The 17571-nt window shown below is 66.0% G+C and carries 17 protein-coding genes; all 17 read right to left on the bottom strand.

Annotated elements, in window-relative coordinates:
- Window position 1: 1 nt before the first annotated feature.
- The 17 genes from BM197_RS13085 to pilM all read right to left on the bottom strand — a co-directional run bounded on the left by BM197_RS13085 (window position 2) and on the right by pilM (window position 17564).
- Window positions 2-1300, bottom strand: a complete 1299-nt coding sequence (locus tag BM197_RS13085) for an FHA domain-containing protein (protein WP_090712246.1) — start codon at window positions 1298-1300, stop codon at window positions 2-4.
- Between the two features lie 8 nt (window positions 1301-1308).
- The gene (locus BM197_RS13080) at window positions 1309-2142 is read right to left on the bottom strand and encodes a PP2C family protein-serine/threonine phosphatase (protein WP_090712245.1); all 834 of its coding nucleotides are present in this window, start codon (window positions 2140-2142) and stop codon (window positions 1309-1311) included.
- A gap of 20 nt (window positions 2143-2162) precedes the next feature.
- Complete coding sequence (locus BM197_RS13075; RefSeq protein WP_090712243.1) at window positions 2163-3014, bottom strand: hypothetical protein; 852 nt, start codon at window positions 3012-3014, stop codon at window positions 2163-2165.
- Window positions 3007-3630, bottom strand: a complete 624-nt coding sequence (locus BM197_RS13070) for a hypothetical protein (protein WP_090712241.1) — start codon at window positions 3628-3630, stop codon at window positions 3007-3009. Before BM197_RS13070 ends, BM197_RS13075 begins: the two co-directional genes overlap by 8 nt.
- Window positions 3627-4229 (bottom strand): hypothetical protein, encoded by a 603-nt coding sequence (locus BM197_RS13065; protein ID WP_090712239.1) that lies wholly within the window; start codon window positions 4227-4229, stop codon window positions 3627-3629. Before BM197_RS13065 ends, BM197_RS13070 begins: the two co-directional genes overlap by 4 nt.
- Window positions 4230-4249: 20 nt before the next feature.
- Window positions 4250-5629, bottom strand: coding sequence for a hypothetical protein (locus BM197_RS13060; protein ID WP_090712237.1), 1380 nt, complete (start codon window positions 5627-5629; stop codon window positions 4250-4252).
- A gap of 32 nt (window positions 5630-5661) precedes the next feature.
- The gene (locus BM197_RS13055) at window positions 5662-5991 is read right to left on the bottom strand and encodes a hypothetical protein (protein WP_090712236.1); all 330 of its coding nucleotides are present in this window, start codon (window positions 5989-5991) and stop codon (window positions 5662-5664) included.
- 99 nt (window positions 5992-6090) lie between these two features.
- Complete coding sequence (locus tag BM197_RS13050) at window positions 6091-6387, bottom strand: WXG100 family type VII secretion target (protein WP_090712234.1); 297 nt, start codon at window positions 6385-6387, stop codon at window positions 6091-6093.
- Window positions 6388-6489: 102 nt separating this feature from the next.
- Complete coding sequence (locus BM197_RS13045) at window positions 6490-10992, bottom strand: type VII secretion EssC family protein (protein WP_090712233.1); 4503 nt, start codon at window positions 10990-10992, stop codon at window positions 6490-6492.
- A gap of 63 nt (window positions 10993-11055) precedes the next feature.
- A complete protein-coding gene (locus tag BM197_RS13040; protein ID WP_090712231.1) occupies window positions 11056-11316 on the bottom strand; it encodes a hypothetical protein in 261 nt (86 codons plus the stop codon).
- A gap of 1 nt (window position 11317) precedes the next feature.
- Window positions 11318-12475: a hypothetical protein gene (locus BM197_RS13035; RefSeq protein ID WP_090712229.1), complete on the bottom strand. Its 1158-nt coding sequence runs from the start codon at window positions 12473-12475 to the stop codon at window positions 11318-11320.
- 107 nt (window positions 12476-12582) lie between these two features.
- The gene (locus BM197_RS13030; protein ID WP_090712227.1) at window positions 12583-13374 is read right to left on the bottom strand and encodes an amino acid ABC transporter ATP-binding protein; all 792 of its coding nucleotides are present in this window, start codon (window positions 13372-13374) and stop codon (window positions 12583-12585) included.
- A complete protein-coding gene (locus tag BM197_RS13025; protein WP_090712224.1) occupies window positions 13361-14032 on the bottom strand; it encodes an amino acid ABC transporter permease in 672 nt (223 codons plus the stop codon). The genes BM197_RS13030 and BM197_RS13025 overlap by 14 nt, the downstream gene beginning before the upstream one ends.
- 25 nt (window positions 14033-14057) lie before the next feature.
- A complete protein-coding gene (locus BM197_RS13020) occupies window positions 14058-14885 on the bottom strand; it encodes an amino acid ABC transporter substrate-binding protein (RefSeq protein WP_090712222.1) in 828 nt (275 codons plus the stop codon).
- Between the two features lie 293 nt (window positions 14886-15178).
- Window positions 15179-15847 (bottom strand): type 4a pilus biogenesis protein PilO, encoded by a 669-nt coding sequence (pilO, locus tag BM197_RS13015; RefSeq protein ID WP_090712220.1) that lies wholly within the window; start codon window positions 15845-15847, stop codon window positions 15179-15181.
- Window positions 15844-16512, bottom strand: a complete 669-nt coding sequence (locus BM197_RS13010) for a hypothetical protein (protein ID WP_090712218.1) — start codon at window positions 16510-16512, stop codon at window positions 15844-15846. Before BM197_RS13010 ends, pilO begins: the two co-directional genes overlap by 4 nt.
- Window positions 16509-17564: a type IV pilus assembly protein PilM gene (gene pilM, locus BM197_RS13005; RefSeq protein WP_090712216.1), complete on the bottom strand. Its 1056-nt coding sequence runs from the start codon at window positions 17562-17564 to the stop codon at window positions 16509-16511. The genes BM197_RS13010 and pilM overlap by 4 nt, the downstream gene beginning before the upstream one ends.
- Window positions 17565-17571: the final 7 nt, after the last annotated feature.

The following is a 17571-nucleotide window of genomic DNA, read 5'->3' as shown; positions in this document are numbered from 1 at the left end:
CCTACGCCTCCGTGACGTGAAGAAGCACGTCGCTGCCGAGGTCGATGGTCGTACCGGTGATGACCGGGGTCGGTTCGCCTGCCCGCAGCAACTGGGGAAGCTTGCCGGGGGCGATGATGTGCGTGCCGTTGCTCGAGTGCAGGTCGGTCACGACCACCGTGTCGCCTTCAACAGCGACGCGGAGGTGGCTGCGGGAGATGTCGTCACCGACCAGCGTGACGAGGTGGGGCAGAACCGATGCGGGGACGTTGGAGACGCTCGGCGCACGGCCGAGGATGACCGGCGCCGACAGCGCTTGCGACTTACCCTCCGGCAGGGAGAGCACGTAGCGGTGGGCGGGCGGCCGGGGCGCGTTCGGGGTGGGACCTGAGGTGGGTGCCGATCCTGAACCCGGCCGTTTGCGGGCAGCCATAATGTCGGCGGCGAGCATCGTCCGTCCGTCATGGTCACCGAGAACCGGTCCCGGTGCTGCCGGGCGCGGCGGGGCCTCCGCCTCGCTTAGGAAGTGTGTCTCGGGCATCGACGACGCGGCATCCTCGTCGTCGTCGGCGAGCACGGCGGCGGCTCCGATCGGGCGGAACACCGTTGCCCCGAAGAGGTAGTCGTAGCCGTCGGCCTCTGTCTCAGCCTCTGCCGTAGCCGGTGCGCCGCTGCCCGTGCTGGTGTGGAACACCCGGGTCTCTTCGTGAACCGGGGCCGGACCTGCTGGTACTGCCGACTTTGCGGCAGTGGGCGCCACTGGTGCTTGCTCGACAGCGGCGGCGGCGGTTTCGCGCCTGGACTTCCGCGCCGACGTGCGTGAGGCGGCTCCCGTGCCCTCACGCGCACTGCCGGTCGCACCGACACCGGCGAGCTGTACGCGGCGCACCCAGGCTGCGCCTTGCTGGAGCGGGAGTTGCGGTAGGCCCGATGGCGACGACGCGTCGAACTGAACGCGGAACCCGGTGGGGCTCTCGATGACCTGCTCCGTCCAGGTGGTGACGCCGCGGGATGACACCGTCACCTCGCCGTCGGAAGTGTCGACGATCACAGCGGCATCGCCTCGTACGATGACGCCGAGTCCCTTGTCGGTGAGATCTCCGTCTACCCAGAACAGGAGCGCGAACGGCCCGGTGGCGCCGAGCCCATCAGCGGTGAGGACTTCGAGCACTCCCTGGACGGATGTGGACGGGTCACCCGTTGCCGCGAGTTGCGCCACACGCTCGGAATTGTCGTCTACCCGGGCGACAAGAAGACGGCCGGCCGTCGCAACGGCCAGCCATTCATGCGCCTGCGCAGGCTCGTAGCTATACCCGGTCATGCCACCCCTCACACTCTCGGCAGGGTCTGCTCGAGATAACCGAGCGACCGATTGTCATGATATCCCGGGCGCGGTGGCGTGGTGTCGACGCTTGTTGAATCGACGACCAGCACGGTGACGTTGTCGCGGGCGCCCGCTTCGAGCGCAAGTTCGACCAGCCGGTCCGCTGGGTCGGCCGCTCCTGAACGGAGGACGGCTTCGATCTGCTCGGTCGACACTTCACGGGTGAGCCCGTCTGAACACAGAAGGAAGACCTGGTGATCAGACGCGGGGAGCAGCCAGACGTCGGGGTCGGCATCCGTCTCGACCCCGACTGCGCGCGTCACGACGTTGCGCTCGGGGTGCGTGAGCGCTTCGAACGCGGTGATGCTTCCTGCATCGAGGAGTTCCTGGATCGCCGAGTGGTCCACGGTGACCTGTCGCAGGGAGTTGTTCTCCCAGAGGTAGACGCGCGAGTCGCCAATGTTGAAGGCCATCCAGTGGCAATCGGCTTGGGCCGACAGCGTCACGAGCGCCAGGCCTGCAACGGTTGTGCCCGCGATTCCCGTCTGCTCAGCCCAGGACATGATGAAGGAATTGGCGGCGGTGATCGCCGTGAAGACGGCCTCCGGGGTGGTCGGCTCGCCCGGCCGGATGCTGTGCGACAGCTGATGCACCATCGTCTGGCTGGCAAGGTCGCCGCGGGAGTGCCCGCCCATACCGTCGGCCACGGCAAAGATCGGGGCTGACGCCAGCAGGCTGTCCTCGTTGTGTTCACGCACATGCCCGGTCTCGGTCCGGCCGGTCACCGAGATGGTGACCGCCGAGCGTGACGTTCTGATGGTTTCGGTCCGTGGAGCCATGGTTCGTCAATGCCCCTGGCTCAGGTGTATGACTCGACGCGCTCGACCGGCAGGCCGGAACGCCATGAGTTGAGCGCCAATGCGATCGACGCGGCGAGCAGAGCGGCCCCGGCCACTGCGAAGGCGAGGCCGAACGCGAGGCTGTCGAGGTGGAAACCGATCGGGCTCAACCCGATCGCAGCACCCGCCGCGGCAGCGATCATCAGCTCACCACGCCAGACGTGGGAGAACCGCCGCCAGGCGACCTGCGACGGCGAACCGTCGACGATCGTGCTTCGGCCGCGCTCGAGCGACCGGTTGTACGTGACCTTCTTGAGCAGCGAGACGGCGACGACGGCCGCGATGGCCCCCGTCACGACGGCGTACACGACGACCGTGAACCAGAACTGTTCGGCGGCTGATCCGCCCGGTGCAGGGCTGAGCGTGCCTGCGGCCTCAAGCGCGACGGGCACAAGAACGAAAAGTGCCCAGGCGAGCACCGCCAGGCCGAGAAAAAGACCATGCAGGCCGACGCTGATCGGGCGAAGCTCCACCCGGAACGAGCCGCTCTGCAGTACCGAGGTCTTCTCGCTGGTTCCCCAGCGCCCCCTAGCACCGAACTGGCCGAAAAAGAACCCGATCATCGACAGCGCAACCATCAGGAACGGGAACGCGATCGTCATCGTCCCTGCTGGGTCGTCGTCGATCACAGAACCGATCGACACATCGTGTGAGGTGAACCACAGTATTGCGGCAACGGATGCGACGGCGGCGAGAAGCGCGAGTGCACCGATAAGGTTTCCGACGAGTGCGACGCCGCGACGCAGCTTCGCCGCGCGTTCCTCACGGTCCGCGCGGGGCTCATGTGAAATCGTGTCGGTTTCTTCAGCCACGAACGGCCTCCTCTGCGCCGACGGGCACGTCGTTGAGCCAGCCAAGTGACCCGATGATGGTGTCGAAGAGCTCCAGCCACAGGGGCGGCGTGTGCGCCATCGGAGCTTTGACGTAGACCCGGACGATGCTGCTGCCATCGCCGGCTGGGAGCCAATAGTTGATTCTGAGGTCCTGTGAGGACTCGGTGTCGTAGCTGGTCGAGACGAGCTCGTGACGACGGACGATCGGCCGCACTGCCCTTTCTTCGACGAGGACCGAGCCGGGATAAGCGGCGAGCAGCCGCTGCGCCTGAGGAGCATCCGGATCGCCGGCCGTGGTCGGCCAGTCGAGCGGCAGAATCAGCAGCGAGGCCGGGAAAGGGATCCCGGGCAGGATTTCAAGCGAGATGGCGAGCCCGACGGCACCCAGGTCGACGGCTTCGCGGACGGACATGTTGATGCTCTCGCGGAGTTCGCGGCGTAGTCCGGCGAGCCGGTCGTTGCGGCCGAGCTGCTTCTTGATCAGCGCCGAAACACGGCGTTCACCGGCTTCGGCCGTCGTCAGCGGGATGACGGCCCATGAGCCGGGCAGCACGATCGAGAGGTCTTCCCCGGTCAGGGTCACCTGGCGCGTCACTGGGGCTCCAAGTCGAAGGTCATGTCGTTCACCATGGCACTCGCTTCGGTTGCGATGTCGACGAACGCGCCCAGCCGCGCGGTGCGAAAGGTGATGCGGACCATCTGCGATGCACCGGGAGGGAAGATGGCGAATACCGCTCGTTCCTCGAGGCTGCTTTCGGAGTCGGGCCCCGGGGTGACGAGGGCGAGGTGGCTGTAGCCGACGAGTTCGCCGCTCGGGTGGGCGGAGCGCCAGGACTGGAAAGCGGAGATGTCGAGCTCCGGGCTGCGGAGGTTCCGGTGCGACTCCACGAAGTCGAGGTAACTCTCTGGCGAGTCTCCTTCAGCGATCTCGAAGACGTCGAGCACCATCGCCGCGCCGATGATCCCGTCGTTCGGCTGCGGGAGGTACAGCGCGGCAACATCGACCGAGTCCTCAACGAAGGCCGCCCGGACCGATTCAAGCGCGCGGACCATCGCCACCCGGTCGGCGTTCTCTGTGAAGTCGAGGTCAAGCCCGTCGATCCAGGCCGTCGGGTCGTCGGACTCGAGGTCGACATCGAACCAGTCTTCGGGCAGGTTCAGGAGCACGGCGGAGATGTGCGATCGGGAAACCATAGATCTCTAACCTATCGGGCTCACCGAGCGCCGACGGTGCCGTCAACGGTGTCGGCGACCCGGTCGGGGACTGACTCGGTGATCTTGCCGGCCAGTGATTCGATGGTGAACGGCACATCCCCGATGAACGGTGCGGTCAGCGTCTCAGCAGCACCACCGAAGACCTTCGACGCCTCGAAGAGGATGACGACCTTGAGGCTCGTCGGCAGGTCCTCGAACGAGATGGTGTTGGTGGTGTTCTGCTTCAACAGCTGCAGATATTTGGGGGCACCGCCTGCCGACATGGCGGCGGGGAGGATGTCCTCGTTGCCGCGGATGAGGGCCTTGACGAGGTCGGATGCCTCCGGTCGCTTCGTGAAGGCGTCCTTCAACTCCGTGAACGGTTTGACGAACGTGCTCTTCAATTCGTCAGTGATGTCCTTGCCTTTGGGCTTGAAGGCGTCCCGGAAATCCTTGGCCGCGGCTTCTTTCTTGCCCTTCGCCCGGTTCAGCGCCTTGCGCGCGCTGCGGCTTGACTGTCCGGCGTTCTGCCTGCTGGCGAGTTTCTGAGCTGCTGTCGCGACTTTGCTTCCTGCCTGCAGCGACTTCAGCCCCTTCAGGGCAACCATGAGCGCCTTACCGCCGATGACGCTCAGCACGACGCCGACGGCGGCGCCGACGACTTCTCCGAGAGTCATCTCGCCCTTCACGAACTTGATCAGGGAGTCGATGAGTTTGATGATGCTGACGATCGCGGAGAGGACGAGGAGCACCTGCCCGAGGATGGGCACCCATGACAGGAGCAGCGCGGCGATCGCAAGACCGTCGCCGATCTTCTCGCAGAAGTCGACGAGCTTGTCCCACCAGCTGTCACTGATGCCGTCATCGGAGACGACGGTGCTGATGGCATCCGCGGCTGCGTTGCCCGCCCGGTCTTTGTCGGCGACCGCTTCGTTGTATTTTGCTTCGGCCGACCCCATGTTCGCCGCGAGGTTCGAGGCGCGGGTGCTCCAGGTCGACGCGGACCTGGCGTCGGCCGCCTGGTCCGCGCCAGGCACCTGTGCTTTGTCGTCGAACTCCTGGGCGCGAGCCTGTGCGGTGGCGTGGCTGCCCTGGGCCGCCTCGTATTCGCCGCGGGCCTGGACGGCTTTGGCTTGGGCATCCTCGAGTGCGCCGGCATAGGTCAGAAGGGCCTGCGCGGTCGTGCGGTAGCGCGTCTCGGCCTCCGCGATGTCCTCACCGCCCTTCTTCGCCTTCCCCCGAACCTCGTTGACGGCCAGCGAGACCATGCTGTCGCTGCCCTCACCGACGGCCTTGAGCGCGGCGGATGCGCTCTGAATCGCGTCGGCGATCTGCAGGTAGCGCGTGGCATAGGTCTTGAGCGACGCGGGCTCCCCGGTCAGATCAGCGAAGTCAGTCATGAGAGTCGTACCTATCTGTCGACGAAAGCAGTTCAGGATGCCGAAGGGATGCCTGGCACGGCCTGCACGGGCCCCGCGGTGTCGGCGAGCGCCTTCGCGAGGTCGGCGTCGAGGGTGTTGAAGGCGTCGCTGATCGCGCCGATCGACTCTTTCAGCGCCGTCACGGATTTGATGACTTCGGCGCGTTTGATGTTCCAACTGGACGCGAACCCCCGGACTTCGTTCTCGAGCCGCGGGTGGCCGGTGAGCGAGGCGACGTGCTCGCTGAATTTCTCAGCACCCTCGAACTCGGTGAGGATCGACTGCAGATGAGTCTGCGTCTGGGTGAGCAGTTCACCCTCGATGACGAGCCTGTCGCCCATGGTGTCCCCCTGGAAGATGCGTGCGCGGAAGATGACGTAATGAATCAGGAATCGGGGAGGCCCGGCCGAAGCCGGCCCTCCCCGACAAGAAGATCGGACTTAGCCGCGGATCGCGTTGGCGAGCTCCTGGTCGGCGCTCTGCAGCGAGTCTGCTGCCTTGGTGAGGTAGTCGGCCATGCCCTGTGCGCCACCGACCGCCTGGGTCGCTCCCTGGGTGAAGGTGGTGAAGGATTCGTGGAACGCGCCGGAGGCCTGGTCGGTCACAAAGCCGCTGGAGACCAGGTCGGTGACGAGACGCTGAAGTTCGTTGATCTTGTCTTCGAGAGCACCCTTGCCGGTGAGAATCTGGCCGGAAGCGGTCTTCAGGTCCTGGAAGGTTACGTTGATGTTTGCCATGGTCTGTTCCAATCCTTTGCTTGGAGATCCCGTTTGGATCGCCCCCACGTGAACAACCTAACGGAGCCGTCTCTCCGCCGTCGATGGGGAGTGCTCCCCATGTCAGCCCACGGGCACCGGGGCGTGTGCGAGCGGAAGCTGAACCCGGACGAACGTGCCGCCGGACACGAGGACGCCTCTCCCCTGCGGGAACTCGGCCCGCTGCATCCGCGGCAGGCTGGTTTTGAGCACGATGTCACCGTCGATGGTCTCGGGCTGCAGGAGCAGCCCCCGCCGCGCGTTCTTGAACTCGCCCAGCAACGGCCAGGAGCTCGACCAGGAGCTCGACTCCGCTTCAGCGAGGATGAAGTGATCGCTGCGCTTGATGGCGCGGATCATGTCGACGATCGGGTTGTCCGCAGGCGTCTGCAGGAAGTCCCCGATCTGTTCGACGATCACGGCGATGGTGCCGTCGGTGTCGGGATCGACGATCGCCGCGAGCAGTTCCTTCGCCAGCGACGCGGCATCCTCGATCGTCAGCGCGGCGGAAATGAAGCCCGGGTGACCGCTCACGACGGATCGTTTGTTCCCGATGTAGTACAACCGGATCTCCGGGTCGAACCGGCTGATCGACTCGACCATTCCGAGCAGTGCGGTGGTTCGCCCGCTCGCCGGCGGGCCGGCGATGAGGAAGGTGCCCACCAGTTCGATGCCCGTTGGCCCGAGGTCTTCGTCGCTGAGCCCGATTGCCGGGAAGGCTCCCACGCGGGTGGGCAATTCGGAGACGGGATACTCCTTCGGCAGCGACCGGATCGGCTGCGCCGGGATCACACCGGCGCGCGTCATCGCCGCGGCAAGCTCCTTCGTCGCCGCAGACTGGTCAGATAGTGAGGCGGAGCCACCGAGCACGGCGATCTGGGTCTCTTCGCCGTCTACGATCGCCCGGCCGGCCGGTGACGACGACGAGAGGATGTCGCTTGGGACGTCGACCATGGCGTACGCGGTCTCATCCGCGAGCCGGAGAACGACCCGGCGTTGCACGCTCGAACTGATCGAGCTCGGCACGGAGCCGGTGCGGTCGGCGGCGAAGGCGACGTGCATGCCCACTTGACGTCCGCCGGAGATGATGTCGGCGAAGACGTTGTACCACTGCGACCGGCCTGCGGGGATCTCGAAGTCCTGACGGAAATTCTGGAAGCCGTCGATCACGAGGAGGATCCGGCGCTCATTGGCCTGGTTGGTGAGTTGACGGTAGTCGACGATCGAGGACGCGTTGGCTTCCGCGTACCGGGGACCGCGCGATTCGAGTTCCTGCTTGAGCTGCCGCATCAGCCGGATCACACGTTCGGTGTCATCACCGTGGATGACCGCACCGACGTGAGGCAGGTCCTGCAGCATCCGCAGGCTTCCGCCTCCGAAGTCGAGCCCGTACACCTCGACCGGCCCGCCGCGAGGAGTGATCGCCGCCGCCGTGGCGAGCGTGCGCAGCACCGTGCTCTTACCCGACCCGCCGGTGCCGTAGATGACGAGGTGCCCGTCGACGTCTGGGTTGAAGTACACCGGGAGCTGGAGCTGCTGCTCGGGGAGGTCTGACACGCCGAGCAGCAACTGGGCGTCAGTGCGCTGCCGGAGCTTTCCGAGGTCGTAGGCGGGGGCGAGTTCGTCCTGCCACGGCCGACGTGGAGCTGGAATGCGGGCCGAGTCGGCCGCGGCGATGATGGATGCCACGAGGCGCTGCTGGTCGGTGGGCCCGAGATCGCGTGATTCGTCGACGCTGTCGCGCCCGGGTTCTTCCCACCGGGCTTCAGCCCCGAACCGTAGCTCGGTGACCTCGATCCCCGGACGGTCGGGTTCGCGTGACGTCCAGCCGCCGGCGTAGGCGGACTGGAAGGTCTGCAGGCGTCCCGGTCCGGTCTTGGCGAGGCCGCGGCCGGGGAGGGCGGGGTCGTAGTGTGCGGCGTCCTTCACCCCGACAACATCGGAGCTGTCGCTCTCGTCGGCCATCCGCAGTGCGATCCGCAGGTTGGTGTTGGCTCGCAGGTTGTCTTTGATGACGCCCGCGGGGCGCTGGGTTGCCATGATCAGGTGGATGCCGAGGGACCGTCCCCGCTGGGCGATATCGACGACACCGTCGACGAACTCGGGAACTTCACCGGCGAGCGCCGCGAACTCATCGATGACGAGCACGAGTGCTGGCGGGCTCTCCGGGTCACCGCGCTTCTCCAGTTCGAGCAGGTCCTTGGCTTTCTTGCGGTTGAGCAGGTGCTCCCGGAAGTGAAGTTCCGCCCGCAGGCTGGTCAGTGCCCGGCGCACGAGGTGCGGGCTGAGGTCGGTCACGAGGCCGACGCAGTGCGGCAGGTTGACGCAGTCGGCGAATGCAGACCCGCCCTTGTAGTCGACGAAGAGGAAGGTGACCCGGTCGGGACTGTACTCGGCGGCCATGCCGAGCACCCAGGCCTGCAGGAACTCGCTCTTTCCTGAGCCGGTGGTTCCGCCGACTAGGGCGTGGGGCCCCTGCGTGCGAAGGTCGAGGTGCATCGCGTCGACGCCGGCGGAGCCGACGGTAGCCCGCAGTTTGCCTGCTCGCCGCTTCTTCGGCTGGATGCCGGGGGTTCGATCGTGGATGGATGTGTTCTGCCGCCAGCGATCGACGACGGCGTCGCTGTGCTCGACGAGGTCGTGACCGAGCAGGGCCACCATGGAGACGGAGCGGGGCAGGTCGCTGGAGTCCGACACGAGCGCGCCGGCATCGATAACGGGTGCCATACGTCGCGCGTAGTCGAGGGCGGTCTGCGGGTCGATGAGTTCGGTGACGACATCGGTGATCGTCTCACCGATGCGAACGTAGCCGACGGTCGCGTGGCCGTCGTCGTCTGGCACAGAGAGCCAGGTGCGGCAGACGGCAGGAAGGGAAGTGACGTCGCGAGCCATCCAGATCGGATAGACGCCGGCATCCGCCGCCTGCTCGGCGAGCTGCACGATGCGGGCGCGATCGACGGAGACGTCGTCGGCGATGAGAACGACGATCGCGGGAAGCGGCGCCTGGAAGCCTTCGTCGTGGCTGTCGCCGACGACGGCGCCGCGTTCGAGTGCGGCGTTCTTCTGCTTCATCGCGCCGCGTCGCTCGATCTTGGCTTTCTGGGCAGCGATCCGAGTCTCGATGATCTCCTCGAGGGCCGAGAGCAGGTTCGCCGCGCTGGCGGCGCTGTCGGCCAGGTGCACGCCGTCGATCGGTGAGTGCGGTGACGACGTGTGCGGGATCCATTTAAGCCACGCGAGTTCGTCTGACCATTGCGGCGTGACCATGGCGGCCACGGCGAGCTCTGCCGGGGAATGCAGGGCGGTGAGCTGCACGAGGATCGAGTTGAGTGATCCGATGGCGGCGGAGGGCGATCCGGCGATCCCCAGCGCTCCGGAGTCGTGCAGGTTGTCGATGATCGGCACGCCAGCGACGTATTTGTTCTTCTTGATCAGGGCCTCGAGGCGTTCCTGGAACTTGGGCAGGAGGTCGCCGTGCTCGCTAGTCTTCACCGTGTTGCGCGTGGTCATCGAGCCGATGCCGAGGCGTACGTTGAGGAACGACCAGTGCTCGGGCCGGCGGGTCCAGAGCAGAGGGCCCCGACGCATCGCCCCGTCGAGGGCTTCGGCCGTCGACGGTGCTTCGGCGAGCCGCAGGTCGTGTTCGGTGACACTCTCCTTCTGCAGCCGTTCGTCGAGGTCGGCCAGGCGCGAGTCGAACTTCGCTATCGCCTTCTTGAGCGCGCGCTTGTCGCGCCGTTTGGCGGTGATGTAATTGCCGATGAGCATCATCGGCGTCATGGCGATGAACAGCAGCGACATCGGGTTTTTCGTCAGCATGAACAACGCGCCGCCCATGAGCATTGGGGTAAGCATGGCGAGCAGCGGGAACGGCTGTGGTTCCTTCTCGGCGGGCACCTCCGGCGCCGTGAACTCTTGCCCGGAGTAGCGCCGCTCGACCTTCGGTGAACGGTTGAAGAAGATCGGGCCGGCCTTCGGGGCGACCCCCGCCTCAGCGACCGACTGGTGCAGCGCGATCTTCAGGTCGGTGTCGCCGAGGCGGATGGTCTCGGATTCGGTGACGTGCAACCGGGCGACGATGCCCCCGTCGACCTCGACACCGTTCGCCGAACCGAGGTCGATTACGTCGACGGCGTTGGCGACTTCCAGCCGGGCGTGTTTCTTCGAGACCAGTTTGTCGTTCACGACGATGTCGCATGAGGGGTCGCGGCCGACGGTGTAGCTGCCAGCGGCGAGCGGGATGCTGCGCCCCACGTCGGGTCCGCTGAGCAGGGTGATCGTCGCGATGGTGGGTGCGTGACCGGTCTTCGCCTGCGAGAAGTAGCGGCCGGCATCCGACAGCTGCACAGTGGCGCCAGAGCCGATCCATGACTCGCCGACCGGGGCGTCCGGTGGCAGGGCAAGCCATTCGGTGTGCCCTGGCAGGGCGGCCTGCAACGTGTAATTGCCCTCAGGCGGCGCCGACTGTGTCGGGTCGACCCGTGCGATCGTCGACGCCACTTCGGTGATGGTCGCACCGGCATCCGTCGTGATGATGATGTCGTCGCGACTGCCCGACGGGCGGGCAAGGGTCAGTTTGAGGCGCATGTCCGTCCTTCGTCACAGGTCGGTCCCGGCGAGAAAGCTCCGCCAGGACCGGTTTCGTCTAACTTAGCGGGCGTGCTGTCCCGTCGCGATGTGGAGAAGTCCCCATGCCGAACGTGACCGCCAGCGCAGCGGCATAGCGAGGAAGCCCGCCGCAGCAGCGACGATCATGGCGACCAGAAGCCAGCCGGAGGCATCCGGACCGGCGTACGGCACAACGAACCAGACGATGCAGCAGGCGATGCACAGAGCGACTCCGAACCCGAGGGTGGTCGGCAGGGCTGCCCGAAACCGTCGTGATTCAGGCGGTCGCGACTCGGGCGCCACGTCAGGAGACGATGGGACCCTGGTCGAGGATGCGCTCGTATTCGCGCTTCGCCTCGAGGTTGCGCTGGCTGACCTTGCGTCCGCGCGAGGCCACCCAGGCGCCGAACCAGATCGGCACCTCACGGGCGATGACGAACGAGACGACGGCCGCGGGCGAGAGCAGAGCGCGCAGGACGACACCGCCGACTTCGCTCGGGCTGATGTTCGCTGCCTGCTCGATCAGAAGGCCACCGATGTACGAGCCGTAGACGATGGCCGCGACGACGAAGCCGCCGAGAACGTACGCCCACCAGCCGCCGCGGTTGACGACGGAGACCAGCAGGACCATGCCGAGGAAGAAGAAGAGCACGGGAACCCAGAACGGAGGCCGCACGAGCACATCGGTGACCGTGTTGACCGAGCCGTCATTGGCGACGAGCAGGATGGCGAGGACGGCGGCGTAGAGGACGGCGAACGCGACGGTCGCGAGAAGAGAGACGAGGATGCCGAAGCCGCGGTTGCCCTTGGGCTTGGGTTCGCTCGGAGCCTGCACGTAGACCGGCTGGCGCACGGGTGCGGGCTCGGTGCGTTCCTGCGCCGGCGGTGAGCTCACGACAGCCGGAATCACCGGGGCGGTGGCGTCGCTGTAGACCGCTGGGCCGCCTTTGGACTCTTCGGCGAGGACTTTATCTGCATCCAGGTCGGCCTGCGTCAGCACGGTGGGCTCGGAGGAAGAGAGCACGTGGGTGTCAGCCGTCTCGGAGTAGGCCTGGTCGGCGATCTCCGGCGTGTGGTGGTGCTGGGCTGCGGGCCGGTCGGCGTCAGTGGCGTTGTCTGTGGCGCTGTCTGGGGCGCTGCGCTCGTGCACGACCGCGGCCGGCTCCTCGGTCGGCACGTCGGCTGGCTCGCGAACTGGCGCTGGGGCGGGCAGAGAGTCGCGGAATGCGTCGGGGTCGAATTCTTCGGAGAGCGGCTCTGCGGCATCCGGAGCGTGCTCGCCCTGGCGGGCGGCGTCCTGGTCGGCCGGAACCGCCGGGGTGAGAGGAGCGTCGTACTCGCGGGTTTCGTGGATGGCGTCCTGGTCGCGGGGTGCGTCCTCGTTCGCGGCTGGCGCTGAACCCGTCGACGGCTCAGCACCGTCGCGGTTCGCGTCGCTGAAATCGGGGGTGGTGTTGCTCATGGTGGCACTCCTCGTCGATCAGGGACCGATGTGCCCTGTGCGAGTCACTTTACCGGCGCAAGCGGGCATTTCCGCGGAACCGCGCGGTCCGTCGCGCGGATCACCGGTCAGTCGAGCGGGGAGAGGATCCGGTGCAAAAACTGTTTGGTGCGCTCCTGCTTCGGAGCCGTGAAGATTTCTTTGGGGGTGCCGCGTTCAACGATCACGCCCCCGTCCATGAAGAGGATCTCGTCGGCCACTCCGCGCGCGAACGAGATTTCGTGGGTGACGACGACCATGGTCCAGCCTTCGTCCGCGAGTTCCTTCATTACGGCGAGAACTTCTCCGACAAGCTCCGGGTCGAGCGCGCTCGTCGGCTCATCGAAGAGAAGCAGCTGCGGCTTGAGGGCGAGCGCGCGGACGATGCCCACCCGCTGGGCCTGCCCGCCGGAGAGCTGGAACGGATAGACGTCACGCTTCTCGGCCAGGCCCACGCGGTCGAGCAGGGCGACGGCTTCTGCGGTCGCGACCGCTTTGCTGACGCCCTTCACCTGCACCGGGCCCTCGATGATGTTCTCGAGCACGGTCATGTGCGGGAACAGGTTGTTGTGCTGGAACACCATCGCGGTGCGGTCCCGCATCGCAAGGATGTCCTTCTTCGCGGGTTTCGCCGAGTAGTCGATACGGATGCCGTCCGGCGCGGTGACGATACCGGCATCCGGGATCTCGAGGCCGTTGATCGAACGCAGCACGGTGGTTTTGCCGGAGCCGGACGGCCCGATGAGAACCAGTACTTCGCCGCGCCGCACCGAGAGGTCGATACCGCGAAGCACTTCGTTGGCACCGAAAGCCTTGTGCAGGCCGGTGACCGTGAGGAGGGCGTCGGCGTCTGCCTGCCTGGCCGAATCAGTGGGCGACATAGCGGTCCAACCTCTTCTCAAGCGCACTCTGGCCGGACGACAGCGCGAGGCAGATCACCCAGTAGATCAGGGCGGCTTCAATGTAGATGAGCATGAATTCCTGGCTGAACGCGGCGATTCGTTGTGCCACGCGGAACATCTCGGTGACGAGGATCACCGAGGCGAGCGAGGTGTCCTTGACGAGGCTGATGAAGGTGTTCGACAGCGGGGGCACCGAGACCCGGGCGGCCTGCGGCAGGATGATCCGGCGCAGGGCACGTGCCCGGGACATCCCGATCGTGTACGCGGCCTCCCATTGCCCTTTGTGCACCGAGAGGATCGCTGCGCGGATCACTTCGGCCGCATAGCCACCGACGTTGAGCGAGAACGCGATGATGGCGCTCGGCCAGGGGTCGATCGTGAGTCCGATTGACGGCAGCCCGTAGAAGATGATGAACAGCTGCACGAGCAGTGGCGTGCCGCGGATCACCGAGATGTAGCCGCGGGCGATGCCTGAGACGACTCTGTTACGGGACAGCCGCATCAAGGCGACGAAGAGCGCGAGGACGAGGCCAAGCGCGAACGAAATCAGCGCTAGCGGGATCGTCCCGGTGATCGCCCCGGACACGAGTGGCCAGAGCGAACTCCAGAAAAGCTGCCATGCGGCGTCCGGGACCATGACGGCAGTATCGCAGGTGCCGCCGCTACTTGCTTACGTCTTCGCCGAAGTACTTCTCGGAAATCTCGGCGAGCGTTCCTTCTTCGCGAAGCTCGGCGAGGGCGTCGTTGATGGCCTCGACGAGGTCGTCGCTGCCCTTCTTGAGCGCGAAAGCGCTGAGCGACGGGTCCTCGGTCTCGGCGACGACCTTGATGGCGGCATCCGGCTTCTGCTTCATGTAGTCAAGGTAGGTGAGCTTGTCGTTGACGGTGGCGTCGATGCGGCCCTGTTCGAGGAGCTCAATGGCCTGCGCCCAGCCTTCAACGGCCTCGACATTGGCGCCCGCTTCTTCGGCGACGGCGTACCAGTTACTCGTGTTGGACTGTGCGGTGGTCTTGCCTTTGAGGTCTTCGAGGGACGTGATGTCGGTGTTGTCCTTGGCGACGATGACGACCCCTGGCGACACGGTGTATGGCTCGCTGAGGGTGTACTTCTCTTCGCGCTCGTCGTTGATCGACACCTGGTTGGCGATGATGTCGAACCGACCGGCTTCGAGTCCGGCGAAGATGCCGTCCCACTGGGTCTCTTCGAACTTCACGTCGAGGTCGAGCTTCTCGGCAACAGCGGTGACGACGTCGACGTCGTATCCGGTGAGGTCGCCTGCTCCGCCTTCGTGGTAGCTGAACGGCTTGTAGGTACCTTCGGTTCCGACGACGAGTACGCCGGCTTCGGTGACGCGGTCAAGGGCGCTGCCGGATGCCTCCGTTGAGGCCGTTCCGCCGCCGGATGCCGTGGCGCAGCCGGCGAGAGTGACGGCGAGTCCGGCCGCGACGGTGGCGGCAGCGATCCTGGAGAAAACGGAGCGTGAAGACATAGTGGTGGGTTTCCCTTTCGAAATGCATCTGGCATCCGGGTCGATCGGACTCAGCGGATGCCTCAGCATGCGAGCGTAAGCCGCGGTTTAGCGCGTGACGTAAGCCGCGGTTTAGCGCCTGAAAAGTTGAATGACGCACGGCTACGGAGGGGGTAACACAGCGGGGCGCGACTTTATGCCCGCCTTCGCACCCACATCAGGATGCCCCCGCAAAAATCAGCCGATCGCTCCTGTTGAGCATCCGCCCGCCACGAACTCACCTGTTGAGCGTCGGGCGTCGGCGTGCGACGCCGTTACTCCGCCGACGCCTCCGCCTTCGGGTCGAGCTGCACATAGATGAGCCCGTCGATCGTCGACTTTCCGCCAGAACCCTCGATGTCGACCACCAGGTCGGTCACCAGGAAGAGCCGCGGGCCGTACTGCACGCTGCGCAGGAACGCGGCAAGGGCATCCGTTTCGCCGCTCACGATCACGGTGACGGGGATCGAGACGATGTCTGTCCTCACGGGCGCTACCGGTGCCGCTTCGGCGGGCGCCTCCGTCGTCTCGTCCGGGACGGGCGCACCGGCGGATGCGTCGGCAGGAGCCGGAACCTCGCCAGGCGCAGGAGCGGCAGGGGTCAGCTCAAGCGGGGTGCCGGCGGTGATCGACTCGATCCCCACCGAGTTGTCCAACGCGAGCTCGTTCAACTGGCCCAGAAGCGTCGAAACAGCAGGGTCGGTCGGCAACGCCACCCGGAGAGCGGCGAGCTCCTTCTCCAGTTCGGGAAGCCGGTCGTCGAGCTTCCGCAGCTCGAGCACAGTTTGTTCGTGCGCATCGTTGATGGTGGCGACGGAAGCCCGTTCGTTGTCCGCTTTGCGCGCCTCAGCGAGCTTCGGTTGGATGCCGGTGAACCAGCCGAGGAGCACGATGACAACGGCGACAAGCGCGATCGCGGCGATCCAGGCCTTTGTGCGAGTCATTTGTCGGCCTCAGTTTCTTCGGCGAATCGGCCGGTGAACGCCTCTTCATTCACTTGCACCTGGATGCCGACCACAAAGCCCGCTTGTTCATTGCCGTCGACCTTCACCGGAGGCGCGATCCCGGCGTACCCGGTCACATCAGCGAGACGATTCAGCCAGGTTTCGACCTCAGGAACGGTCGTGCTCGTCGCCTCGATCGAGATCGTTGCGACGCTCTCGCCCTGCAGCGGCGCTTCGGGCGCAACCAAGGCTTCGGCCGGTGAGATCGAGTCAACTCGGATCGATGTCAGGGAGATTCCCGTCGGGATCGTCGCGTTGATCTCATCGAGGTACGCCTCCCAGTCGATCTCGGTTGCCATCCCGACTTCCCGCGCGCTGATGGCGAGGGCGATGGCGTTGTCGACCCTGCGCGCGTCAGCGTATTTGAGCTGCTCAGCCAGCAGGGCATCGGTGCGAGCCCGTTCGACGGCGAGCTGGACCCCCGCCGTCACCGAGCGGACCGTCGCGTAGGCGAATCCCCCGATGACGATCACGGCGAGGACGATAAGACCGGCGAGGAGTTTGCGGACGAGCGCCTTGCCGCGCTGTTCGCTCCGCACCTCAGGAGGAAGCAGATCGGCTCGCGGAATTCCGCCGAGCGTCAGGTCTGGTCGCGAGGCGCTCATGCCACTGCTCCCAGCCCGAGCCCGAGTGCAACGGCCATGCGGCTGCGTCGGGGTTCGTCGTCGGGCGCGGGCGCGGCCTGCTTGCGCGAGGCGGGTTCGGGCTGCGGGCCGAACGGTTGCATCAGCGTGATCGGCACCCGCGTGATCGAGCCGAGTGCTTGCGCAAAACCAGGAAGCTGGGCTGCACCCCCGGTCAACGCGATCCGGTGGGCCGTGCCGTCTTGTCGTGTGTTCGCGAAGTATTTGAGGGTGTTCCTCAAGCTGCTGAGCAGCTCACCGGCGGTGTCCTCGATCACCCCGACGGCGATCCGGTGCTCCGGGTGTGCCGCCGCCGGCGCCAGACCAATGCTCCGTTTCAGCTCTTCGGCCTGCTGCCGGTCGATTTCGAGCCGTGACATGAGCGCACGGGTGATGTCCTCGCCGCCTGCAGGGATGATCCGGATGAAGCGGGGCACCCCGTCGATCGCGAGAACGACGTTCGTCGTCGAAGCGCCCACGTCGATGAGTGCGGTCGTCTCGCCGGTCGACTTGCCGAGAACGCGCTGCAGGGCGAACCCGATCAGATCCACTCCGACTGGCGACAGCCCGGCCTCGCGCACGGCACGCAGGTTGATCATCACGGCTTCTTTGACGGCTGCGATGAGAAGCCCGCTGACAGCGGGGCCGTTCTCCCCCTCGACCTCGGCGATCGGATAGAAGTCGAGCAGAGCATCGGCGACCGGAACCTGGATGAGGTCCTGCACGTGAAACGGCAGCGATTCACGGATGCTGGCCAGCGGCATTCGCGGGACGGTCAGGTCGCGAGCGAGCACCTTTTGGTTACCCATGCCGATGACGACGTCCTTGGTCTTGAATTTGCCGTCCAGCCACAGTCGTTTGAGTGCGGCGGCGACGGTGTTGATCTCGAGTACTTCACCACTCCGGACGGCGCCCTCGCTGAGCGGAACCTCGTGGTACCGCAGGATGCTTGCCCCGGATTTCGGCGTGATCCGGACCTCGACTCCGCGCACCGCGGTTTCGCCGATGTCCAGGCCGACTATGTGTGCCGTCATGTTTCCC

Origin of the sequence: Mycetocola miduiensis (assembly GCF_900115155.1) — a bacterium.
Taxonomy (GTDB): domain Bacteria; phylum Actinomycetota; class Actinomycetes; order Actinomycetales; family Microbacteriaceae; genus Mycetocola_A; species Mycetocola_A miduiensis.
The sequence above is the reverse complement of the archived record's forward strand: the minus strand, read 5'-3'. Positions and strand labels throughout refer to the sequence as shown.

Bases quoted from the DNA above. Each gene is read 5' to 3' on its own strand.
- BM197_RS13050 (WP_090712234.1), bottom strand. From the start codon at position 6,387: ATGGCAAACATCAACGTAACCTTCCAGGACCTGAAGACCGCTTCCGGC.
- pilM (WP_090712216.1), bottom strand. From the start codon at position 17,564: ATGACGGCACACATAGTCGGCCTGGACATCGGCGAAACCGCGGTGCGC.
- BM197_RS13060 (WP_090712237.1), bottom strand. From the start codon at position 5,629: ATGACTGACTTCGCTGATCTGACCGGGGAGCCCGCGTCGCTCAAGACC.
- BM197_RS13025 (WP_090712224.1), bottom strand. From the start codon at position 14,032: ATGGTCCCGGACGCCGCATGGCAGCTTTTCTGGAGTTCGCTCTGGCCA.
- BM197_RS13055 (WP_090712236.1), bottom strand. From the start codon at position 5,991: ATGGGCGACAGGCTCGTCATCGAGGGTGAACTGCTCACCCAGACGCAG.
- BM197_RS13065 (WP_090712239.1), bottom strand. From the start codon at position 4,229: ATGGTTTCCCGATCGCACATCTCCGCCGTGCTCCTGAACCTGCCCGAA.
- BM197_RS13010 (WP_090712218.1), bottom strand. From the start codon at position 16,512: ATGAGCGCCTCGCGACCAGACCTGACGCTCGGCGGAATTCCGCGAGCC.
- BM197_RS13080 (WP_090712245.1), bottom strand. From the start codon at position 2,142: ATGGCTCCACGGACCGAAACCATCAGAACGTCACGCTCGGCGGTCACC.
- BM197_RS13020 (WP_090712222.1), bottom strand. From the start codon at position 14,885: ATGTCTTCACGCTCCGTTTTCTCCAGGATCGCTGCCGCCACCGTCGCG.
- BM197_RS13035 (WP_090712229.1), bottom strand. From the start codon at position 12,475: ATGAGCAACACCACCCCCGATTTCAGCGACGCGAACCGCGACGGTGCT.
- BM197_RS13085 (WP_090712246.1), bottom strand. From the start codon at position 1,300: ATGACCGGGTATAGCTACGAGCCTGCGCAGGCGCATGAATGGCTGGCC.
- BM197_RS13030 (WP_090712227.1), bottom strand. From the start codon at position 13,374: ATGTCGCCCACTGATTCGGCCAGGCAGGCAGACGCCGACGCCCTCCTC.
- BM197_RS13045 (WP_090712233.1), bottom strand. From the start codon at position 10,992: ATGCGCCTCAAACTGACCCTTGCCCGCCCGTCGGGCAGTCGCGACGAC.
- pilO (WP_090712220.1), bottom strand. From the start codon at position 15,847: ATGACTCGCACAAAGGCCTGGATCGCCGCGATCGCGCTTGTCGCCGTT.